Source organism: Bradyrhizobium huanghuaihaiense (assembly GCF_007830635.1).
Lineage (GTDB): Bacteria > Pseudomonadota > Alphaproteobacteria > Rhizobiales > Xanthobacteraceae > Bradyrhizobium > Bradyrhizobium huanghuaihaiense.
The window spans coordinates 218,436-234,014 of record NZ_VLLA01000006.1; the positions used below are offsets into that span (position 1 = coordinate 218,436).

Here is a 15,579-nt window from a genome sequence, read left to right on the forward strand (position 1 = left end):
GCCCACCCTACGGCAGTTCTCCCTGTGGCAGAGACCTACTTCACCTTCCCCGCCAGCTTCTTCATCGCGGCCTTGATCGGCGCCGCCGCATCGTCATAGCCCTCCCAGGCCTTGGACCGTCCCAACAAGCCCGGCACCGTCCGCACCGTGTATTTCTTCGGATCGAGATCGCTCTTCACCTGCGCCCAGGTTACGGGCATCGACACGGTGGCGCCGACACGCGCGCGCGGCGACAGCGGGGCCACCGCCGTCGACATGCGGTCATTGCGCAGGTAATCGAGGAAGATCTTTCCGTTCCGCAGCTTCTTCGACATGTTGAGCAGATAGCGCTCGGGGTCGTCATCGGCCATCCACTGGCAGACCCCTTGCGCAAAGGCCTTGGCTTCCTTCCAGCTCACCTTGTCCCGCGCGCCGTGCAGCAGCGGCACCACGACGTGCAGGCCCTTGCCGCCGGTGGTCTTGCAGAAGCTCTCCATGCCGACGTCGGCGAGCCGCTGCCGCATCTCCTTGGCGGCCTCCACGACGTCGGCAAAATCCACGTCCGGCGCCGGATCGAGATCGAACACCAGCCGGCCCGGCGTGTCATAGGCATAGGGCGCGCAATTCCAGGGATGCAACTCGACGCCGCCGATCTGCGCCACCGCGGCGAGCCCCTCGATCCGATCGATCTGCAAGTAAGGCTTGCGATCGCCGGAGACTTTTGCGAGCTCCAGAAGATTGGACGTTCCCTGCATGGCGTGACGCTGGAAGAAGCATTCGCCCTTGATGCCGTCGGGGGCACGGATCAGCGAGCATGGCCGCCCCTTGAGGTGCACGATCATCCATTCGCCGACCGCTTCGAGATAGCGCGCGAGATCCAGCTTGGTGACCGGGTTGCCATCACCATCCTCGGGCCAGAGCTCCTTGTCCGGCTTGGAGATGACGACGCCCATCACTTCCGCGGTGCCGGCGTCCTTGGATCGCTTGGCGGTCTTCGCAGCGCGCTTTCTTGCCGAGGGCTTGGCAAGCTCCGTGTCGACCGGCGTCTCGGCTTCGACCTCCTCGGCCGGCTTGTCCTGCCGCAAGCCCTTGAACGCGGCCTGGCGGATATTGCCGTCGGCGGTGAAGCCGGCGAACTCGATCTCGGCGACGAGCTCCGGCTTCAGCCAATGCACGTCGCGCGTCTTCTTCGGGGCATTCTTGCCGCCGAAGGGACTCTCCTTGCTCTCCATCGCCTTCAGCGACGGCATGATGCGCTTGACCGTGTCGGCGCCAAAGCCGGTCCCGACCATGCCGACAAAGGCGAGATGATCGCCGCGATGCACGCCCGCCATCAGCGAGCGGAATTTGCCGTTGGTGGTCTTGTAGCCCCCGATCACGACCTCATGGCCGGCGCGGCATTTGGCCTTGATCCAACTCTCGGTGCGGCCGGAGCGGTAGGGTGCGTCGAGCTTCTTCGACACCACGCCTTCGAGCTCGAGCTTGCAAGCCGATTGCAGCACGGCGTCACCGCCGCTCTCGAAATGCTCGACATAGCGGATCTGTGCCGACTTCCGCTTGCGCGCCTCCAGCAGCGCCTTGAGCCGCTCCTTGCGCTCGCCGAGCGGCAGCCGGCGAAAGTCCTGATTTTCCGCGAAAAGCAGATCGAACGCGAAGAAGATGAGGTCGTCGGTCTTGCCGTCGGACAGCGCGGCCTGGAGTGAGGAGAAATTCGGCGCGCCGTTATGGTCGAGCGCGACGATCTCGCCATCGATCATGGCGTCCGGCAGCGAAGTCGCCTCCTTCGCGATCGAGCCGAACTTGTCGGTCCAGTCCAGGCCCTTGCGCGTCTTCAACGTGGCCTCGCCGTCCTCGATCCGGAGCTGCACGCGGTAGCCATCGAACTTGATCTCGTGACACCAGCCCGCACCGGCCGGCGGCCGCTCGACCGGCGTGCAGAGCTGCGGCGCGACGAAGTCCGGTATCGCCGAGACCTTCTTGGCGTTCGTCGCCGTCGTCGTCTTCTTTCCCCTCTTTCCGACCTTCAACGCCGTGCGCGGCGCCGGCTGCAAGGTCCTGCCTCTCGTCTCCTCCGCACGATTGGACTGCCACACCGCGTCCGCCTTGGCCTTGCCTGCGCCCTTCGCCAGCATGAACGGCTTTGGCGCGCGGCCCTTGCCTTCGGCAATCTGCTCCATCGCGCGGCCGGAGGCGACCGAGGTGTCCTCGTCGAGAATGTCGTTGTCCGCGCCCTCGCGGGCATAGTCGTCGCGATGCTTGATCAGGAGCCAGTTGGTGCGCTTTTCGCCGCCGCGGTTGCGCATGCGCACCAGCACCCAGCTGCCCTGCAGCTTGTCGCCGTGGAGCGTGAACTTGAGATCGCCCTTTCTGAAGCCGGCTTCCGGATCTTCCGCCTCCCACGTACCGCGGTCCCACAGCATGACCGTGCCGCCGCCATACTGGCCTTCCGGAATCGTTCCTTCGAAATCGCCATAGTCGAGCGGGTGATCCTCGACCTCGACCGCCAGGCGCTTGTCGTGGGGATCGAGCGAGGGCCCTTTGGTCACGGCCCAGGACTTGAATACGCCGTCGAATTCGAGCCGGAGATCGTAGTGCAGGCGGGTGGCGTCATGCTTCTGGATCACGAACCGGCGCTGCTCCGACGGCGCCACCGCGGTCTTGCCGGATGGCTCGGGCGTCTTCTCGAAATCACGCTTCTGTTGGTAGGTGGAGAGTTTTCGCAGCACGACCGGTCCCGCTTCTCTTTCGGCTTTCGAGCCTATCACGGCAAAAGTCCCACCCGGAACCAAAACCCGATGGCGAGGTTGGGGTTCCAAATCGTCTTGAAAACACTGGAGAATGGAATGGCCCCCCGTGCCTATTGGAAGGGAACGCTGAAGCTGTCGCTGGTCAGTTGCCCCGTCGTGCTCTATCCCGCGACGACGGCGGCCGAGAAGACCCGATTTCACATGATCAACCGCGAGACCGGCAACCGTCTCAAGCAGCAGATGATCGATGCCGAGACCGGCGACGTCGTCGAGAGCGACCAGAAGGGGCGCGGTTACGAGCTGCGCAAGGGCAAATATGTCGAGATCGAGCCGGAGGAGCTCGAGGCGGTGCAGATCGAGAGCAATCACACCATCGACATCGAGAGCTTTGTACCGAGCGAGGAAATCGACCAGCGCTATCTCAACCATCCCTACTACATCGCGCCTGACGGCAAGGCCGCGGCCGACGCTTTCGCGGTGATCCGCGATGCCATGAAGGACCAGGATCGCGTGGCGCTCGCCAAGATCGTACTCACCAACCGCGAGCACATCATCGCGATCGAGCCGCTCGGCAAGGGCCTGCTCGGCACCACGCTGCGCTATCCTTACGAGCTCCGCGACGAGGACCAGTTCTTCGACGACATCAAAAGCCCCAAGATCACCAAGGACATGGTCGAGCTCGCCGGCCACATCCTGCACACCAAGGCCGCACATTTCGATCCCGGCGAATTCAAGGACGAGTACGAGAACGCGCTGAAGGCGCTGGTGAAGCGCAAGGCCAGCGGCAAGAAGATCGAACTGCCCGAGCCCGAGGAGCGCCCGAGCAACGTCGTCAGCCTGATGGATGCGTTGAAGCAGAGCCTGAAGGGGCGCGGCGGGAAGAAGACGGCGGCGAAGTCGCATGCGCGGCGCGCGACGGGGCGGCAACGCAGCGCGCGGAAGACGCACCGGGCGACGGCAAGGCATCGGAAGGCGGGCTGATCCGTCATTGCGAGCGCAGCGAAGCAATCCAGACTCTTTCCGCGGAGGGACTCTGGATTGCTTCGCGGAGCCTGTCATCGGGCCGCGCTTCGCGCGGACCCGTTGGCTCGCAATGACGATGTGGATACAGTTGTCGTAGGATGGGTAGAGCGAAGCGAAACCCATCATGCATCGGCGGGCGCAGCGGCTTGATGGGTTTCGCTGCGCTCTACCCATCCTACGCATTTTCCAAAGTCAATCCCCCGCCTTCAGCCGGTACCCGATCCCCGTCTCGGTCAGCACATATTGCGGACGCTCCGGATCGGCTTCGATCTTCTGCCGGAGCTGACGGACATAGACGCGCAGATATTGCGCATCCGTCAGTTCGTCCCACAGCTCCTTCAACAAGAAGCGATGTGTCAGCACCTTGCCGGCGTGCTGCACCAGCACGCGCAGCAAATCGTACTCCTTCGGCGAGAGTTTGACCTCGCGCTCGCCGACCTTGACGATGCGGCGGACGAGATCGACCGAGAGATCGCCGGTGCGGAACACCGGGCGCTCGCCCTGGACCTGGAGTTGGTGCCGCAGCGCGGCGCGCAGGCGCGCCAGCAGCTCGTCCATGCCGAACGGTTTTGTCAGGTAATCGTCGGCGCCGAGATCGAGCGCCTGCACCTTGCCGGCCTCGTCGCCCCGGCTCGACAGCACCACGATCGGCACGGCCTCGTTGCGGGACCGGATGGTCCGCAGCAGCTCATGGCCCTGGATGTCGGGCAGGCCGAGATCGAGGATGATCAGTGCTGGCCCTTCAGCGAGCTTTTCGAGCGCGGTCTTGCCGTTCGGTGCTTCCAGGATCTCATAGCCCTGCGTGGTCAGCCCCATCCGCAGCAGTTTGCGGATCGGCGGCTCGTCGTCGATGACCAGGACCTTGATTGCGGCGGCGCTCATGCGGCGGTATCCAATGCGTTGGTCTGGGCCGGAACCGGCAGACGGATGGTGAGGACCGCGCCGCGCCGGTCATTGCGGTTGGCGGCCGAAATCGTGCCGCGCATGGCTTCGACGAAGCCGCGGGAGATGGCGAGCCCGAGGCCCGTGCCGGGACGGACATGATCGCCCTTCTGCGCCCGGTAGAACTTGTCGAACACGCTCTCGAGCTCGTCAGGCGCAATGCCGTCGCCCTCGTCGGCAACCTCCAGCACCACCTGATCGCGCTCGCGTCGGCTCCGGATCGAGACGGTGGTGTCGGGCGGCGAATATTTCGCTGCATTGTCGAGCAGGTTGAACAGCACCTGCTCGAACAGCACGGCGTCCAGCTGGAGCATCGGCAGATCGGCGGCCAGCATCAGCTCGACCTTGTGCGCGGTCAGGATCTTGCTGGCACGGCGCAGCGCGCTGCCGATGATCTCGCCGAGATCGTGCAATGCGGTGTTGGGCACGATGGCGCCGGACTCGAGCTTGGTCATGTCGAGCAGATTGGCGATGAAGCGGTTGAGCCGCTCGGACTCGTCGATCACGGTGGCGAGCAGGTCGCGCTTCTCAGTGTCGGACAAGGCACCGGCGAGATCGCGCATGGTCGAGGCCGCGCCCAGCACGGAGGCGAGCGGCGTCTTCAGGTCATGCGAGATCGAGGTCAAGAGCGCCGAGCGCAGCCGCTCGGATTCGACGGTGCGCTTGACGCGATCCATGTCCTCGACCAGCAGCACGCGCTCGATCGCGAGCGCGCCCTGGTCGACCAGCGCGTCCAGCAGCCGGCGTTGATCCGGCGTCAGCAGCGGGCCGGTGCGGTCGTCGTCGATGCCGATGACGCCGATCGGGCCGCGCCCGGTGCGCATCGGCAGGAACAGCCGCTTTGCCCCCGGCAAGGTGTCCGAGCCGCGACCCGCCGTACGATCGTTGCTCCAGGCCCAGTTGGCGGCGGCAAGATCGGCCTGGTCGAGTTCATCCTCCGGCGGATAGCCGGATTTGACCGTCAGCAGGCCCTCTTCCGGCAGCAGCAGCACCACACGGACCTTCAGCATCAGCGCGATCTGATAGGCCGTCGCCCACAATACGTCGTCGAGGGTAGCGGTGCCGGCGAGCTTCCGGCTGAAGGCATAGAGCTGCTCGGTGGTCCTGATGCGGCCGATGGCAGTGTCGGCTTGCGTGCGCACGCGTCCCGCAACGTTCGACACCACGAACGCAATCAGCATGAAGAAGAAGAACGCCGCGACATTGGTTGGATCGGTGATGGTGAACGTATAGACCGGCGGCAGGAAGAAGAAGTTGTAGGCCAGCGACGCAGCAACACTCGCAAGCAGCGATGGCCACAGTCCGTAGCGCACGGCAACGGCCACCACCGCGGTCAGGAACATCAGGTCGACGTTCTCGACGCCGAAATACGGCTTGATGGCCACGGCGGCAGCAAGGCCAGCCGCGGTGATCCCAAGCGCCATCAGATAGGGACGCGCATCGAACGGCTCGGACCGCGCCGCGGTCTGCACCGCCGTCTTGGGCGCCGCCTCTTCGGCGAGCTCGTCGCCCGGAATGACGTGAACGCTGATATTGCCGGCGCGGCGCACCAGATCATGCACGACAGAGCCGCGCGTCATCTCGAACCAGCGCGAGCGGGTCGACTTGCCGATCACGATCTGGGTGACGTTGTTGCCATGGGCGAAGTTGATGACGTCGTCGGCAATGCGGCGGCCGACGGCGGGAATGGTCAGCGCCTCGCCGCCCAGCGCCTCCGCGAGCCGCAGCGTATCGGCGAGGCGATCGCGCTCCTCGTCGGACAATTGCAGGGATCGCCGGGTCTCGATCGAGATCGCGGTGAAGGGTGCATGCAACCGATCGGCCAGCCGCTTGGTGTAGCGGACGAGGCCAGCCGCGCGTGGATCTTCGCTGACGCAGACGAGGATACGCTCGCCCGCGGCCCAGGGGCCGGCGATCGCATTGGCCTGCATGTGGGTGAGCAGCTGCTCGTCGACCCGTTCGGCCGTCCGCCGCAGCGCGAGCTCGCGCAGCGCGGTCAGATTGCCGGGCGAGAAATAATGCTCCAGCGCCCGCTCGGCCTGTTTGGGGACATAGACCTTGCCCTCCCTCAACCGCTGGATCAGATCGTCAGGCGTGAGATCGATCAGCTCGATGGCGTCGGCACGGTCGAAGACCGAATCCGGCACGGTCTCGCGCACCCGGACATGGGTGATCTGGGCGACGACGTCGTTCAGGCTCTCGATGTGCTGGATGTTGACGGCGGTGTAGACGTCGATGCCGTGGGACAGCAGCTCCTCGACGTCGAGATAACGCTTGGGATGGCGGCTGCCGGCGGCATTGGTGTGGGCGAGCTCGTCGACCAGCGCGATTTGCGGCCGGCGCGCGATCACGGCGTCGAGGTCCATCTCCTCGACGATCTGGCCGCGGTAATCGAGCCGCTTGCGAGGGACGACTTCGAGCCCGCGGACCAGCGCCTCGGTCTCGGCCCGGCCATGGGTCTCGACGAAGCCGACCACGACGTCGATGCCGGCCTTACGCCTGGCATGGGCGCTCTGCAGCATCTCGTAGGTCTTGCCGACGCCGGGCGCGGCGCCGACGAAGATCTTCAGCTTGCCGCTCGCGCTTTCCTCCCGCCGCGCAGCTTCCAGCAGCGCCTCGGGAGACGGACGTTGTTCGGGATCGCGGCGCTCTCGGACCATGTTGTCAATATAATCATCTGCGCACCGCGAGCCTAGACCGCTACTTGGCGGCAGTGCGATCCAGCGCGAGGTTCAGCGCCAGTACGTTAACGCGGGGTTCGCCGAGCAAGCCGAACAGACGGCCCTGGACGTTGGCAGCCACGATCTGCTTCACAGCGTCCTGCGGCATATTCCGGGCCTTGGCGACGCGCGGCACCTGGAATTCCGCTGCCTCCGGCGAGATGTCCGGATCGAGGCCGCTGGCCGAGGTGGTGACCAGATCGACCGGCACGGAAGCATTCGGATTTTCGCCCCTGAGCTTGTCCACATCCTCCTTCAGCCGGTCGGCCAGCGCCTTGCTGGTCGGTCCGAGATTGGAGCCGCCCGAATTGGCGGCATTGTAGGGCGCCGAAACCGTCTTGGTCGAATCATTCGGGTCTGGCGCCAGCGTCGCCGAGGGGCGGCCGTGGAAGTATTTGTCGTCCTTGAACTCCTGCCCGATCAGGGCGGAGCCGACCACCTTGCCGTCCTTCTCGATCAGGCTGCCTTGCGCCTGCGCCGGAAAGATCGCCCCGGCGATGGCGGTCATTGCGAGCGGATAGGCCAGCCCCGTGATGGCGGTGAGCACCAGCAAGAGGACGATGGCGGGGCGGATTTCTCTGAGCATGTGTTTTCTCCGATTTCTTCCGTCATTGCGAGGAGCGAAGCGACGAAGCAATCCAGGGCTTTCGACCGCGGAGGCATCTCTGGATTGCTTCGCTCGCAATGACGGCGTTAGGCCAGATGCAGGGCAACAACGACGAGGTCGATCGCCTTGATGCCGATGAAGGGAATGACGATGCCGCCAAGCCCGTAGATCAAGAGGTTGCGGCGGAGCAGCGCGCCGGCGCCGACGGCGCGGTAGGCGACGCCCTTCAGCGCGAGCGGGATCAGCGCAATGATGATCAGCGCGTTGAAGATGATCGCCGACAGGATGGCGCTCTGCGGGCTCGACAGGTTCATGACGTTGAGCACGTTGAGCTGCGGGTAGAACGCCAAAAACATCGCCGGGATGATCGCAAAATACTTGGCGACGTCGTTGGCGATCGAGAACGTCGTCAGCGCACCGCGCGTCATCAACAGCTGCTTGCCGATCTCGACCACCTCGATCAGCTTGGTCGGGTTGGAGTCGAGGTCAACCATGTTGCCGGCCTCGCGGGCGGCCTGCGTGCCGGTGTTCATGGCGACGCCGACGTCGGCCTGGGCGAGCGCCGGCGCGTCGTTGGTGCCGTCGCCGCACATCGCCACCAGCTTGCCCTTGGCCTGCTCGTCGCGGATCAGCCTCAGCTTGTCCTCGGGGGTTGCCTGCGCCAGGAAGTCGTCGACGCCGGCTTCGGCCGCGATGGCGGCTGCCGTCATCGGGTTGTCGCCGGTGATCATGATGGTGCGGATGCCCATGCGGCGCAGCTCGGCGAAGCGCTCGCGGATGCCGCCCTTGACGATGTCCTTGAGCTGGATGACGCCGAGCAGCTTGCCGTCCCTGGCAACCGCAAGCGGCGTGCCGCCGGCCTTCGAGATCTCGTCGGCAATGGTCTGGATCTCGCGGCCGACCTCGGAGAGCCCGCTGGGCTGAATGGCGCGCGCGGTATTGCCGGAGGCAACCGCCATCGGCGCGCCGCCGCCGACATAGTTCAGCATGGCATCGACAGCGCCCTTGCGCACCGACGAGCCGCCGGCATCGACGCCGCTCATGCGGGTCTGCGCCGTGAACGGGATGAAGGTGGCACCCAACTCGGCCATATCGCGGCCGCGGATGCCGTATTTCTCCTTCGCCAGCACGACGATGGAGCGGCCTTCCGGGGTCTCGTCGGCGAGCGAGGCGAGCTGGGCGGCGTCCGCCAGCTCCTGCTCGGTGACTCCACGCACGGGGCGGAACGCGGTCGCCTGCCGATTGCCGAGCGTGATGGTGCCGGTCTTGTCGAGCAGCAGCGTGTCGACGTCGCCGGCGGCTTCGACCGCGCGGCCCGACATCGCCAGCACGTTGAAGCGCACCAGGCGGTCCATGCCGGCGATGCCGATCGCCGACAAGAGCGCGCCGATCGTGGTCGGAATCAGCGTCACGAACAGCGCGACCAGCACGATCACCGAGATCGAGCCACCGGCATAGGCGGCGTAGCTCGGAATGGTGACGGTGGCGAACACGAAGATGATGGTGAGGCCGGCGAGCAGGATGTTGAGTGCGATCTCGTTCGGCGTCTTCTGCCGCTCGGCGCCTTCGACCAGCTTGATCATGCGATCGATGAAGGTCGAGCCTTGCGCAGCAGTGATGCGCACGCGGATCCAGTCGGACAGCACCTGCGTGCCGCCTGTCACCGCCGAGCGGTCACCGCCGGATTCGCGGATCACGGGCGCGGACTCGCCGGTGATGGCGGCCTCGTTGACGGAAGCCACGCCCTCGATCACTTCGCCGTCGGAGGGAATGGTGTCTCCCGCTTCGACCAGCACGATGTCGCCGACCTTGAGGCTCGTGCCGGGAACCAGCTTGAAGGCCTGGCCGGTGCCGGTCAGGAGCTTGGCCTGGCTCTCGGTGCGGGTCTTGCGCAGCGATTCGGCCTGCGCCTTGCCGCGGCCTTCGGCCACCGCTTCGGCGAAATTGGCGAACAGCACCGTGAACCAGAGCCAGAGGATGATCTGGAAGGTGAAGCCGAGACCAGCTCCGCCCGTGACGATGTCGCGCAGGAAGATCACCGTGGTGAGCGCGGCCACGATCTCGACCACGAACATCACGGGGTTCTTCACCATCAGCCGCGGGTCGAGCTTGGTGAACGACGCCCGGATCGCAGGGACCACGATCCTGGGATCGAGCATCGCCGACGTTGGAGCGCGTTTTTGCAGTTTCATCGTATCCATGGAGGTCACTCCGAACAGTCAGAAGTCAGAACACTTGGCCGGCGTTCATCGCGAGCTGCTCGACGATCGGGCCGAGCGCGAGCGCCGGGAAGAAGGTGAGGCCACCGATGATCAGGATCACGCCGACGACGAGGCCAACGAACAGCCCGCCGGTGGTCGGGAACGTGCCGGCCGACGGCGGAACCGACTTCTTGGCCGCGAGCGAGCCCGCGATCGCCATCGCCGGAACGATCATGAAGAAGCGGCCGACGAACATCGCCGATGCGAGCGTGAGGTTGTAGAAGAAGGTGTTGCCGGTGAGGCCTGCGAAGGCCGAGCCGTTGTTGCCGGTCGCCGAGGTGAAGGCGTAGAGCACCTCGGTGAAGCCGTGTGGGCCGGCATTCGCCATCGAGGCGACCGCCGCCGGATAGACCACGCCGACCGCGGTCCAGCCGAGATACATCAGCGGCAGCACCAGGATCGCGAGCATCGCCATCTTGACCTCGCGCGCCTCGATCTTCTTGCCGACATATTCCGGCGTGCGGCCGACCATCAGGCCCGCGACGAAGATCGCGAGCACGACGAACAGCAGCATGCCGTAGAGGCCGGCGCCGACGCCGCCGATGATGATCTCCCCGAGCTGCATGTTGATCAGCGGAATCATGCCGCCGAGCGCGGTGAAGCTGTCATGCATGGCATTGACCGCGCCGCAGGACGCAGCCGTCGTGATCACGGCGAACAGCGAGGAGGCGACGATGCCAAAGCGGACTTCCTTGCCCTCCATGTTGCCGCCGGCAAGGCCCAGAGCGTGGAGCGTCGAGGTGCCGTTCGCTTCCGCCCAATAGGTCACAGTGACGCCGGCGACGAACAGCACGCCCATCACGGCGAGGATCGCCCAGCCCTGGCGCTGGTTGCCGACCATGCGGCCGAACACATTGGTGAGGCCAGCGCCGATCAGGAAGATCGACAGCATCTGCACGAAGTTCGACAGCGCGGTCGGGTTCTCGAAGGGATGGGCAGCATTGGCGTTGAAGAAGCCGCCGCCGTTGGTGCCGAGCATCTTGATCGCGACCTGCGAGGCGACCGGGCCGACCGCGATGGTCTGCTTGGCGCCTTCGAGCGTCGTCGCCTCGACATATGGCCCGAGCGTCTGCGGAATGCCCTGCCAGACCAGGAACAGCGTGTAGACGACGCAGATCGGCAGCAGCACGTAGAGCGTGGTGCGGGTGACGTCGACCCAGAAATTGCCAACCGTGCGCATCGAGGCGCGCGAGAAACCGCGGATCAGGGCAACTGCGAGCGCGATGCCGGTGGCCGCCGACAGGAAGTTCTGGTGCGTCAGGCCCAGCATCTGCACGAGATAGGAGATCGTGCTCTCGCCGCCGTAGTTCTGCCAGTTGGTGTTGGTGATGAAGGAGATCGCGGTGTTGAAGGACAGATCTTCGACGACCGCGCCCTGGCCGGCGGGATTGAACGGCAGCACGGCCTGGAGCCGCATCACGCCGTAGATGATGAGGAAGCCGCCGACATGGAACAGCAGCATGGCGACCGTATAGGTCAGCCAGTGCTGCTCGCGTCTCTCGTCGACGCCGGAAATCCAGTAGATGCCGGCCTCGATGGGGCGCAGCACCGGCGACAAGAACGTGCGCTCACCGTTGAAGACGCGCGTCATGTAGCCGCCGAGCGGTTTTGTGAGCGAGACGATGATGACGCAGAAGAGAATGATCTGGATCCAACCGATCATAGTCATGGCATTAACCCTTCAGACCTTGTGTCCGGCGCAAAAGCGGCAGGAGCATCGCAAGCAGGCCGGCGACGAGCGCGGCGTCCGCCAGCAGCAATTCGAGAAGCAGCAGCACGGGTCAGAACCGTTCCGGCCGCAGCAGCGCGTAGGTGAGGTAGACCAGAAGGCCAAACGAGACGGCGCCGGCGAGCGCATAATCGAAGATCATGGTGTGCTCCCTCACAGCCGTTCGCAGGCATAGGTGTAGCCGATCGCGAGGGCGAAGAAGACGAAGCCCAGCGCCAGCATCAGAATGTCCATCATGGCGATACTCCTCAATACGAGACGATATCCGGCGTTGCCTGTCTCCGGATTCTCGGCAGGCCGCTTGCTGCAAGCAAATGCAACACGTGTCTCTCCCGGCCGGGAACTTCACCGCGCTGAAGTGCCATTGCGCACATAGGTTTTCGAGATGGGGCCTATGGCGACGTTATAGGAATCTCATAAAGGCCGGCACGTCGTGCCATCCATCATGTGACACCGACAACGCATTCCGGGAGCACGCGCTTTGCAAGCCGTGCAGCGACGCAATCCACCGACGCTCTTGCTTCTCGTTGGTACGGCAGGCGACGGCCAAGGTCTTTTCAAAACGCCCTGCCTCCATAAGCCACCACCTTCGGCGGAGACGGCCGCCGCGAATCTGTCGGTCCTATCGGGAAGAATCCGGGCACTTATGAAATCCCTATATCTCTCGCCCGATCCCCATCTCGTTTTCAAACACCCTTCCAGCCATCTTGGAGAGGCCGGCCGACTGACCGACGCCAATTCCAGGAGGCCTGACATGACCGCCGTTCTCCGTCACAACGATCCACCATCGCTCAGTGCGCGCCTTCGTCACGCGCAGGCAATGACCCGGCCGTTGATGCTCGACATCATCCTAGCCTGCCGGCGCTTCCCGTCGCTCGGCCAGAGCGAACGCACCGCGCGCGTCATGCGCCTGATCGATGCGGAGGCCTGGACCGATGCGGCGCTGGCGCTGATGGAGCTTGAGCTGCCGCTGTGGCAGATCCGGCGCATCGCCTATGACGAGGGCGAATGGCACTGCGCGCTCTCGCGCGAGCGCGAATTGCCGGACTGGCTGGACGCGGCGGTCGAGGCACACCATGCCGACCTCTCGCTCGCTTTGCTGTCGGCGTTCATCGAGGTGCAGGCGTTGGCCGTAGAGGTATCGCGGCCAAGCGTTCCCACTGTGCGCCCTGCCCCCGATTTGCTCTACGAACCGGTTGCCTGCGAGAACTTCAGCTAAGCCGGCCGGACAGGTTCGCGTCTTGCCGCAATCGTCGAACACATCGCGGGCTCTAAGCCCGGCGCGGGTGATCGCGCGCTTTGCCGTCCGCGTCGTCCTCCTCGGAGCGTTTGCAGCGTTCGGCAGCATCGGCTTCGGCCGCAGCCTCGCCACCCTGCTCTTGATGTCGATCATCCTCTGCGCCGCCGTCGCGATCCTGCGGCGCGAGCGGCTGTTTGGCGCCGTCCTCAATCATTGGGACGAATGCGCAGCATTCGGCGCGCTGTTCGCGCTGGTTCATCTTGTCAACGCGCAAAGCTGAACAGGAAGCTTTATGAGCTTCCTATGAGATCGCCGCAGCGCCTCACTCGAAATCATATTCGCTTGAACAGATATTGATCGAACGGTTGCGGGCCCGCGCCCGCCGCCGCTGTCAATCGGAAGGAATATGTCAATGAAGCTCGTCGAACCTCCCTCGTGCAGCTCCCTCTCGACCGTCGTCTTCATCGGCCGCAACCGCAGGGGGCAATGGGTCGCGCAGGAGCAGAACGGCCTCTATGGCGGCCTGTTCGTCAGCCGCGCCCAGGCGGTCAAATACGCGCTGTTCGAGAACGGACAGCATCCCGAGACCATCGTCGAGCTGCCGCGCGAGATCGAGCTCGACATGGGCAAGCGCCCCGACATCATCGTCTCGCAGCGCGCCGCCTGAGCCGGCGCCAACAGGCGACATACCATGTTCATCCCGCCCTCAGCCTGGTTCACCGGCTTCATTCCGGACCTGCCGACACCGTTCGACGCGGCTGACGCGATCGATGTCGAGGCGTTCGCCGCGCTCTGCGAGCGCCAGGTCGCAGCCGGTGTGCCCGCAATCGTGGTCTGCGAGACGGCCGGAGAAGCGCCAACGCTCTCCCCGGCCGAGCAGGAGCTCGTCATCCGCACCGCGGTCGACGTCGCCCGCGGCCGCGTGCGGGTCATCGCCGGCGCGGTGTCGAATGCCACCAGCCATGCCATCGCACTTGCGCGGCGTGCGGAGGCGGCCGGCGTCGACGCCGTCATGGCGGTGGTGCCCGCCTACAACAAGCCGATGCAGGAGGGCATGCTCGCGCATTTCCGCGCCATTGCCGACGCGATCGGCCTGCCCGTGATCCTGCACGACGTTCCCTCCCGCACGCTGCGCCCGCTTGCCGACGAAACGCTGCTGCGGCTCGTCGAGTCCCGCCAGTTCGTCGGCCTGTGCGACGCAAGCGCCGACATCACCCGCCCGATGCGCCTGAACCGGCTGCTGCCGGCCGGCTTTCGCCTGCTCTCCGGCGACGACGTCACCGCCTTCGGCACTATCGCGAGTGGCGGCGACGGCGCGATCTCGGAAATCTCCAACATCGCGCCCGATCTGTGCCGCATGATCTTCTCGCAAGTCAGGCAAGGTCGCCTGCAGTCGGCACGTTACCTGCACAAGCGTCTCATGCCACTCGTCACCTGTCTCTCCAAGGACAGCCCGGCGGCGCTCAAGAGCGCGCTGAGCGTGCTGGGCCTGATGTCGCCGGCGACAAGGCTGCCGATCGTGCCGCTGGACGCGGCCGCACAGAGGGAGGTGGTGCGCGCCTTCGCCGCGATCGCTGACGAGGAGCTGATCGACAGCGTCGGCGCCTGACACCTCGCGCAGTCGTTCGGATCTCGCATGCCTCCATCAGTCGAAGACCATCACAGGCTGCTCCGCGCCTGGCAGCTGGCAGTGCTGCGCTTTGCCGTGACGCGAAGCGAGTCCGACCGGGTCAATGTTACCGCGCTCGCGGCCGAGCTCGACCGTCTCGGCGGCCAGCGCAGCGGCGAGGACTCGCTGCACTTCTTCCGGCGCACCAGCTCCCATCTCTGCGCGGCGATCTGCGGCCAGCGGCAGGACGCGGAAGCAACCCTGGACCGTTTCTGCAAGCAGATCGACGAGCCGCGGCTGCAGCTTGCCTTCGCCGCCGCCGTCGGCCTCGCGCGATCGAAGCCGGCACGATCCAAGCCGCAACCGAAACGCGACCCGAACCTCTTCAGAGGACTGCCGGCGCGGCCGCCGGCGCCTTTATGACTTTCCTATACGGCGGCTGTGGCGGTCACCTCGCAATCCTACGCAGCGGTGGCCATCATACGAGACAGATCGGAGCGGCCGTCTCGCCGCACCGGATAAGGACTGAACAAATGTCGATCCTGACACATGGCCTTGACCGCCCCTTCGAACCCGAACGTTCGGCGCGCATCTCCGAGACGCGCAAGGCGCAGCTCAGAGGTTTCGCCCTCGGCGCACTGACGCTGCTCTCGATGGGGAGCGTGCTCACCGCGCTGATCGCGCTGAGGACCGCAATCTATGTCTGGCACATGCACGGCTGA

14 protein-coding genes are annotated in these 15,579 nt (G+C 65.2%); 7 read left to right on the top strand and 7 right to left on the bottom strand.

Going from position 1 to position 15,579, the window contains the following annotated elements:
- Window positions 1-35: 35 nt before the first annotated feature.
- Window positions 36-2,705 (bottom strand): DNA ligase D, encoded by a 2,670-nt coding sequence (gene ligD / locus IQ16_RS15555; protein WP_018641109.1) that lies wholly within the window; start codon window positions 2,703-2,705, stop codon window positions 36-38.
- A gap of 117 nt (window positions 2,706-2,822) precedes the next feature.
- On the opposite strand from ligD, the gene ku reads away from it, so the two are divergent.
- Window positions 2,823-3,707: a non-homologous end joining protein Ku gene (ku, locus tag IQ16_RS15560; RefSeq protein ID WP_018641110.1), complete on the top strand. Its 885-nt coding sequence runs from the start codon at window positions 2,823-2,825 to the stop codon at window positions 3,705-3,707.
- A 234-nt stretch (window positions 3,708-3,941) separates the two neighbouring features.
- Here ku and IQ16_RS15565 read toward each other — a convergent pair whose 3' ends face one another.
- From IQ16_RS15565 to IQ16_RS15590, 6 genes are all read right to left on the bottom strand, one after another.
- The gene (locus IQ16_RS15565) at window positions 3,942-4,631 is read right to left on the bottom strand and encodes a response regulator (protein WP_018641111.1); all 690 of its coding nucleotides are present in this window, start codon (window positions 4,629-4,631) and stop codon (window positions 3,942-3,944) included.
- The gene (locus IQ16_RS15570; protein ID WP_018641112.1) at window positions 4,628-7,351 is read right to left on the bottom strand and encodes a sensor histidine kinase; all 2,724 of its coding nucleotides are present in this window, start codon (window positions 7,349-7,351) and stop codon (window positions 4,628-4,630) included. The genes IQ16_RS15565 and IQ16_RS15570 overlap by 4 nt, the downstream gene beginning before the upstream one ends.
- A 40-nt stretch (window positions 7,352-7,391) precedes the next feature.
- Window positions 7,392-7,997, bottom strand: a complete 606-nt coding sequence (locus IQ16_RS15575) for a K(+)-transporting ATPase subunit C (RefSeq protein ID WP_018641113.1) — start codon at window positions 7,995-7,997, stop codon at window positions 7,392-7,394.
- 107 nt (window positions 7,998-8,104) lie between these two features.
- Window positions 8,105-10,219, bottom strand: coding sequence for a potassium-transporting ATPase subunit KdpB (gene kdpB, locus IQ16_RS15580; protein WP_026311716.1), 2,115 nt, complete (start codon window positions 10,217-10,219; stop codon window positions 8,105-8,107).
- Between the two features lie 25 nt (window positions 10,220-10,244).
- Window positions 10,245-11,948: a potassium-transporting ATPase subunit KdpA gene (gene kdpA, locus IQ16_RS15585; RefSeq protein ID WP_018641115.1), complete on the bottom strand. Its 1,704-nt coding sequence runs from the start codon at window positions 11,946-11,948 to the stop codon at window positions 10,245-10,247.
- Window positions 11,949-12,060: 112 nt separating this feature from the next.
- Window positions 12,061-12,150, bottom strand: a complete 90-nt coding sequence (locus IQ16_RS15590) for a K(+)-transporting ATPase subunit F (protein ID WP_018641117.1) — start codon at window positions 12,148-12,150, stop codon at window positions 12,061-12,063.
- A 612-nt stretch (window positions 12,151-12,762) separates the two neighbouring features.
- Between IQ16_RS15590 and IQ16_RS15600 the strand changes: the two genes are divergently transcribed.
- The 6 genes from IQ16_RS15600 (at window position 12,763) to IQ16_RS45640 (ending at window position 15,579) form a co-directional block, all read left to right on the top strand.
- A complete protein-coding gene (locus IQ16_RS15600) occupies window positions 12,763-13,227 on the top strand; it encodes a hypothetical protein (RefSeq protein WP_018641119.1) in 465 nt (154 codons plus the stop codon).
- Between the two features lie 22 nt (window positions 13,228-13,249).
- Window positions 13,250-13,528, top strand: a complete 279-nt coding sequence (locus IQ16_RS15605) for a hypothetical protein (protein WP_018641120.1) — start codon at window positions 13,250-13,252, stop codon at window positions 13,526-13,528.
- A 132-nt stretch (window positions 13,529-13,660) separates the two neighbouring features.
- Window positions 13,661-13,915 carry a hypothetical protein gene (locus tag IQ16_RS15610; RefSeq protein ID WP_018641121.1) on the top strand — a complete coding sequence of 85 codons (255 nt, stop codon included), beginning with the start codon at window positions 13,661-13,663 and terminating at the stop codon, window positions 13,913-13,915.
- A 24-nt stretch (window positions 13,916-13,939) separates the two neighbouring features.
- Window positions 13,940-14,857 (top strand): 4-hydroxy-tetrahydrodipicolinate synthase, encoded by a 918-nt coding sequence (dapA, locus tag IQ16_RS15615; RefSeq protein WP_018641122.1) that lies wholly within the window; start codon window positions 13,940-13,942, stop codon window positions 14,855-14,857.
- A 27-nt stretch (window positions 14,858-14,884) separates the two neighbouring features.
- Complete coding sequence (locus tag IQ16_RS15620) at window positions 14,885-15,280, top strand: hypothetical protein (protein WP_018641123.1); 396 nt, start codon at window positions 14,885-14,887, stop codon at window positions 15,278-15,280.
- A gap of 110 nt (window positions 15,281-15,390) precedes the next feature.
- A complete protein-coding gene (locus tag IQ16_RS45640) occupies window positions 15,391-15,579 on the top strand; it encodes a hypothetical protein (RefSeq protein ID WP_018641124.1) in 189 nt (62 codons plus the stop codon).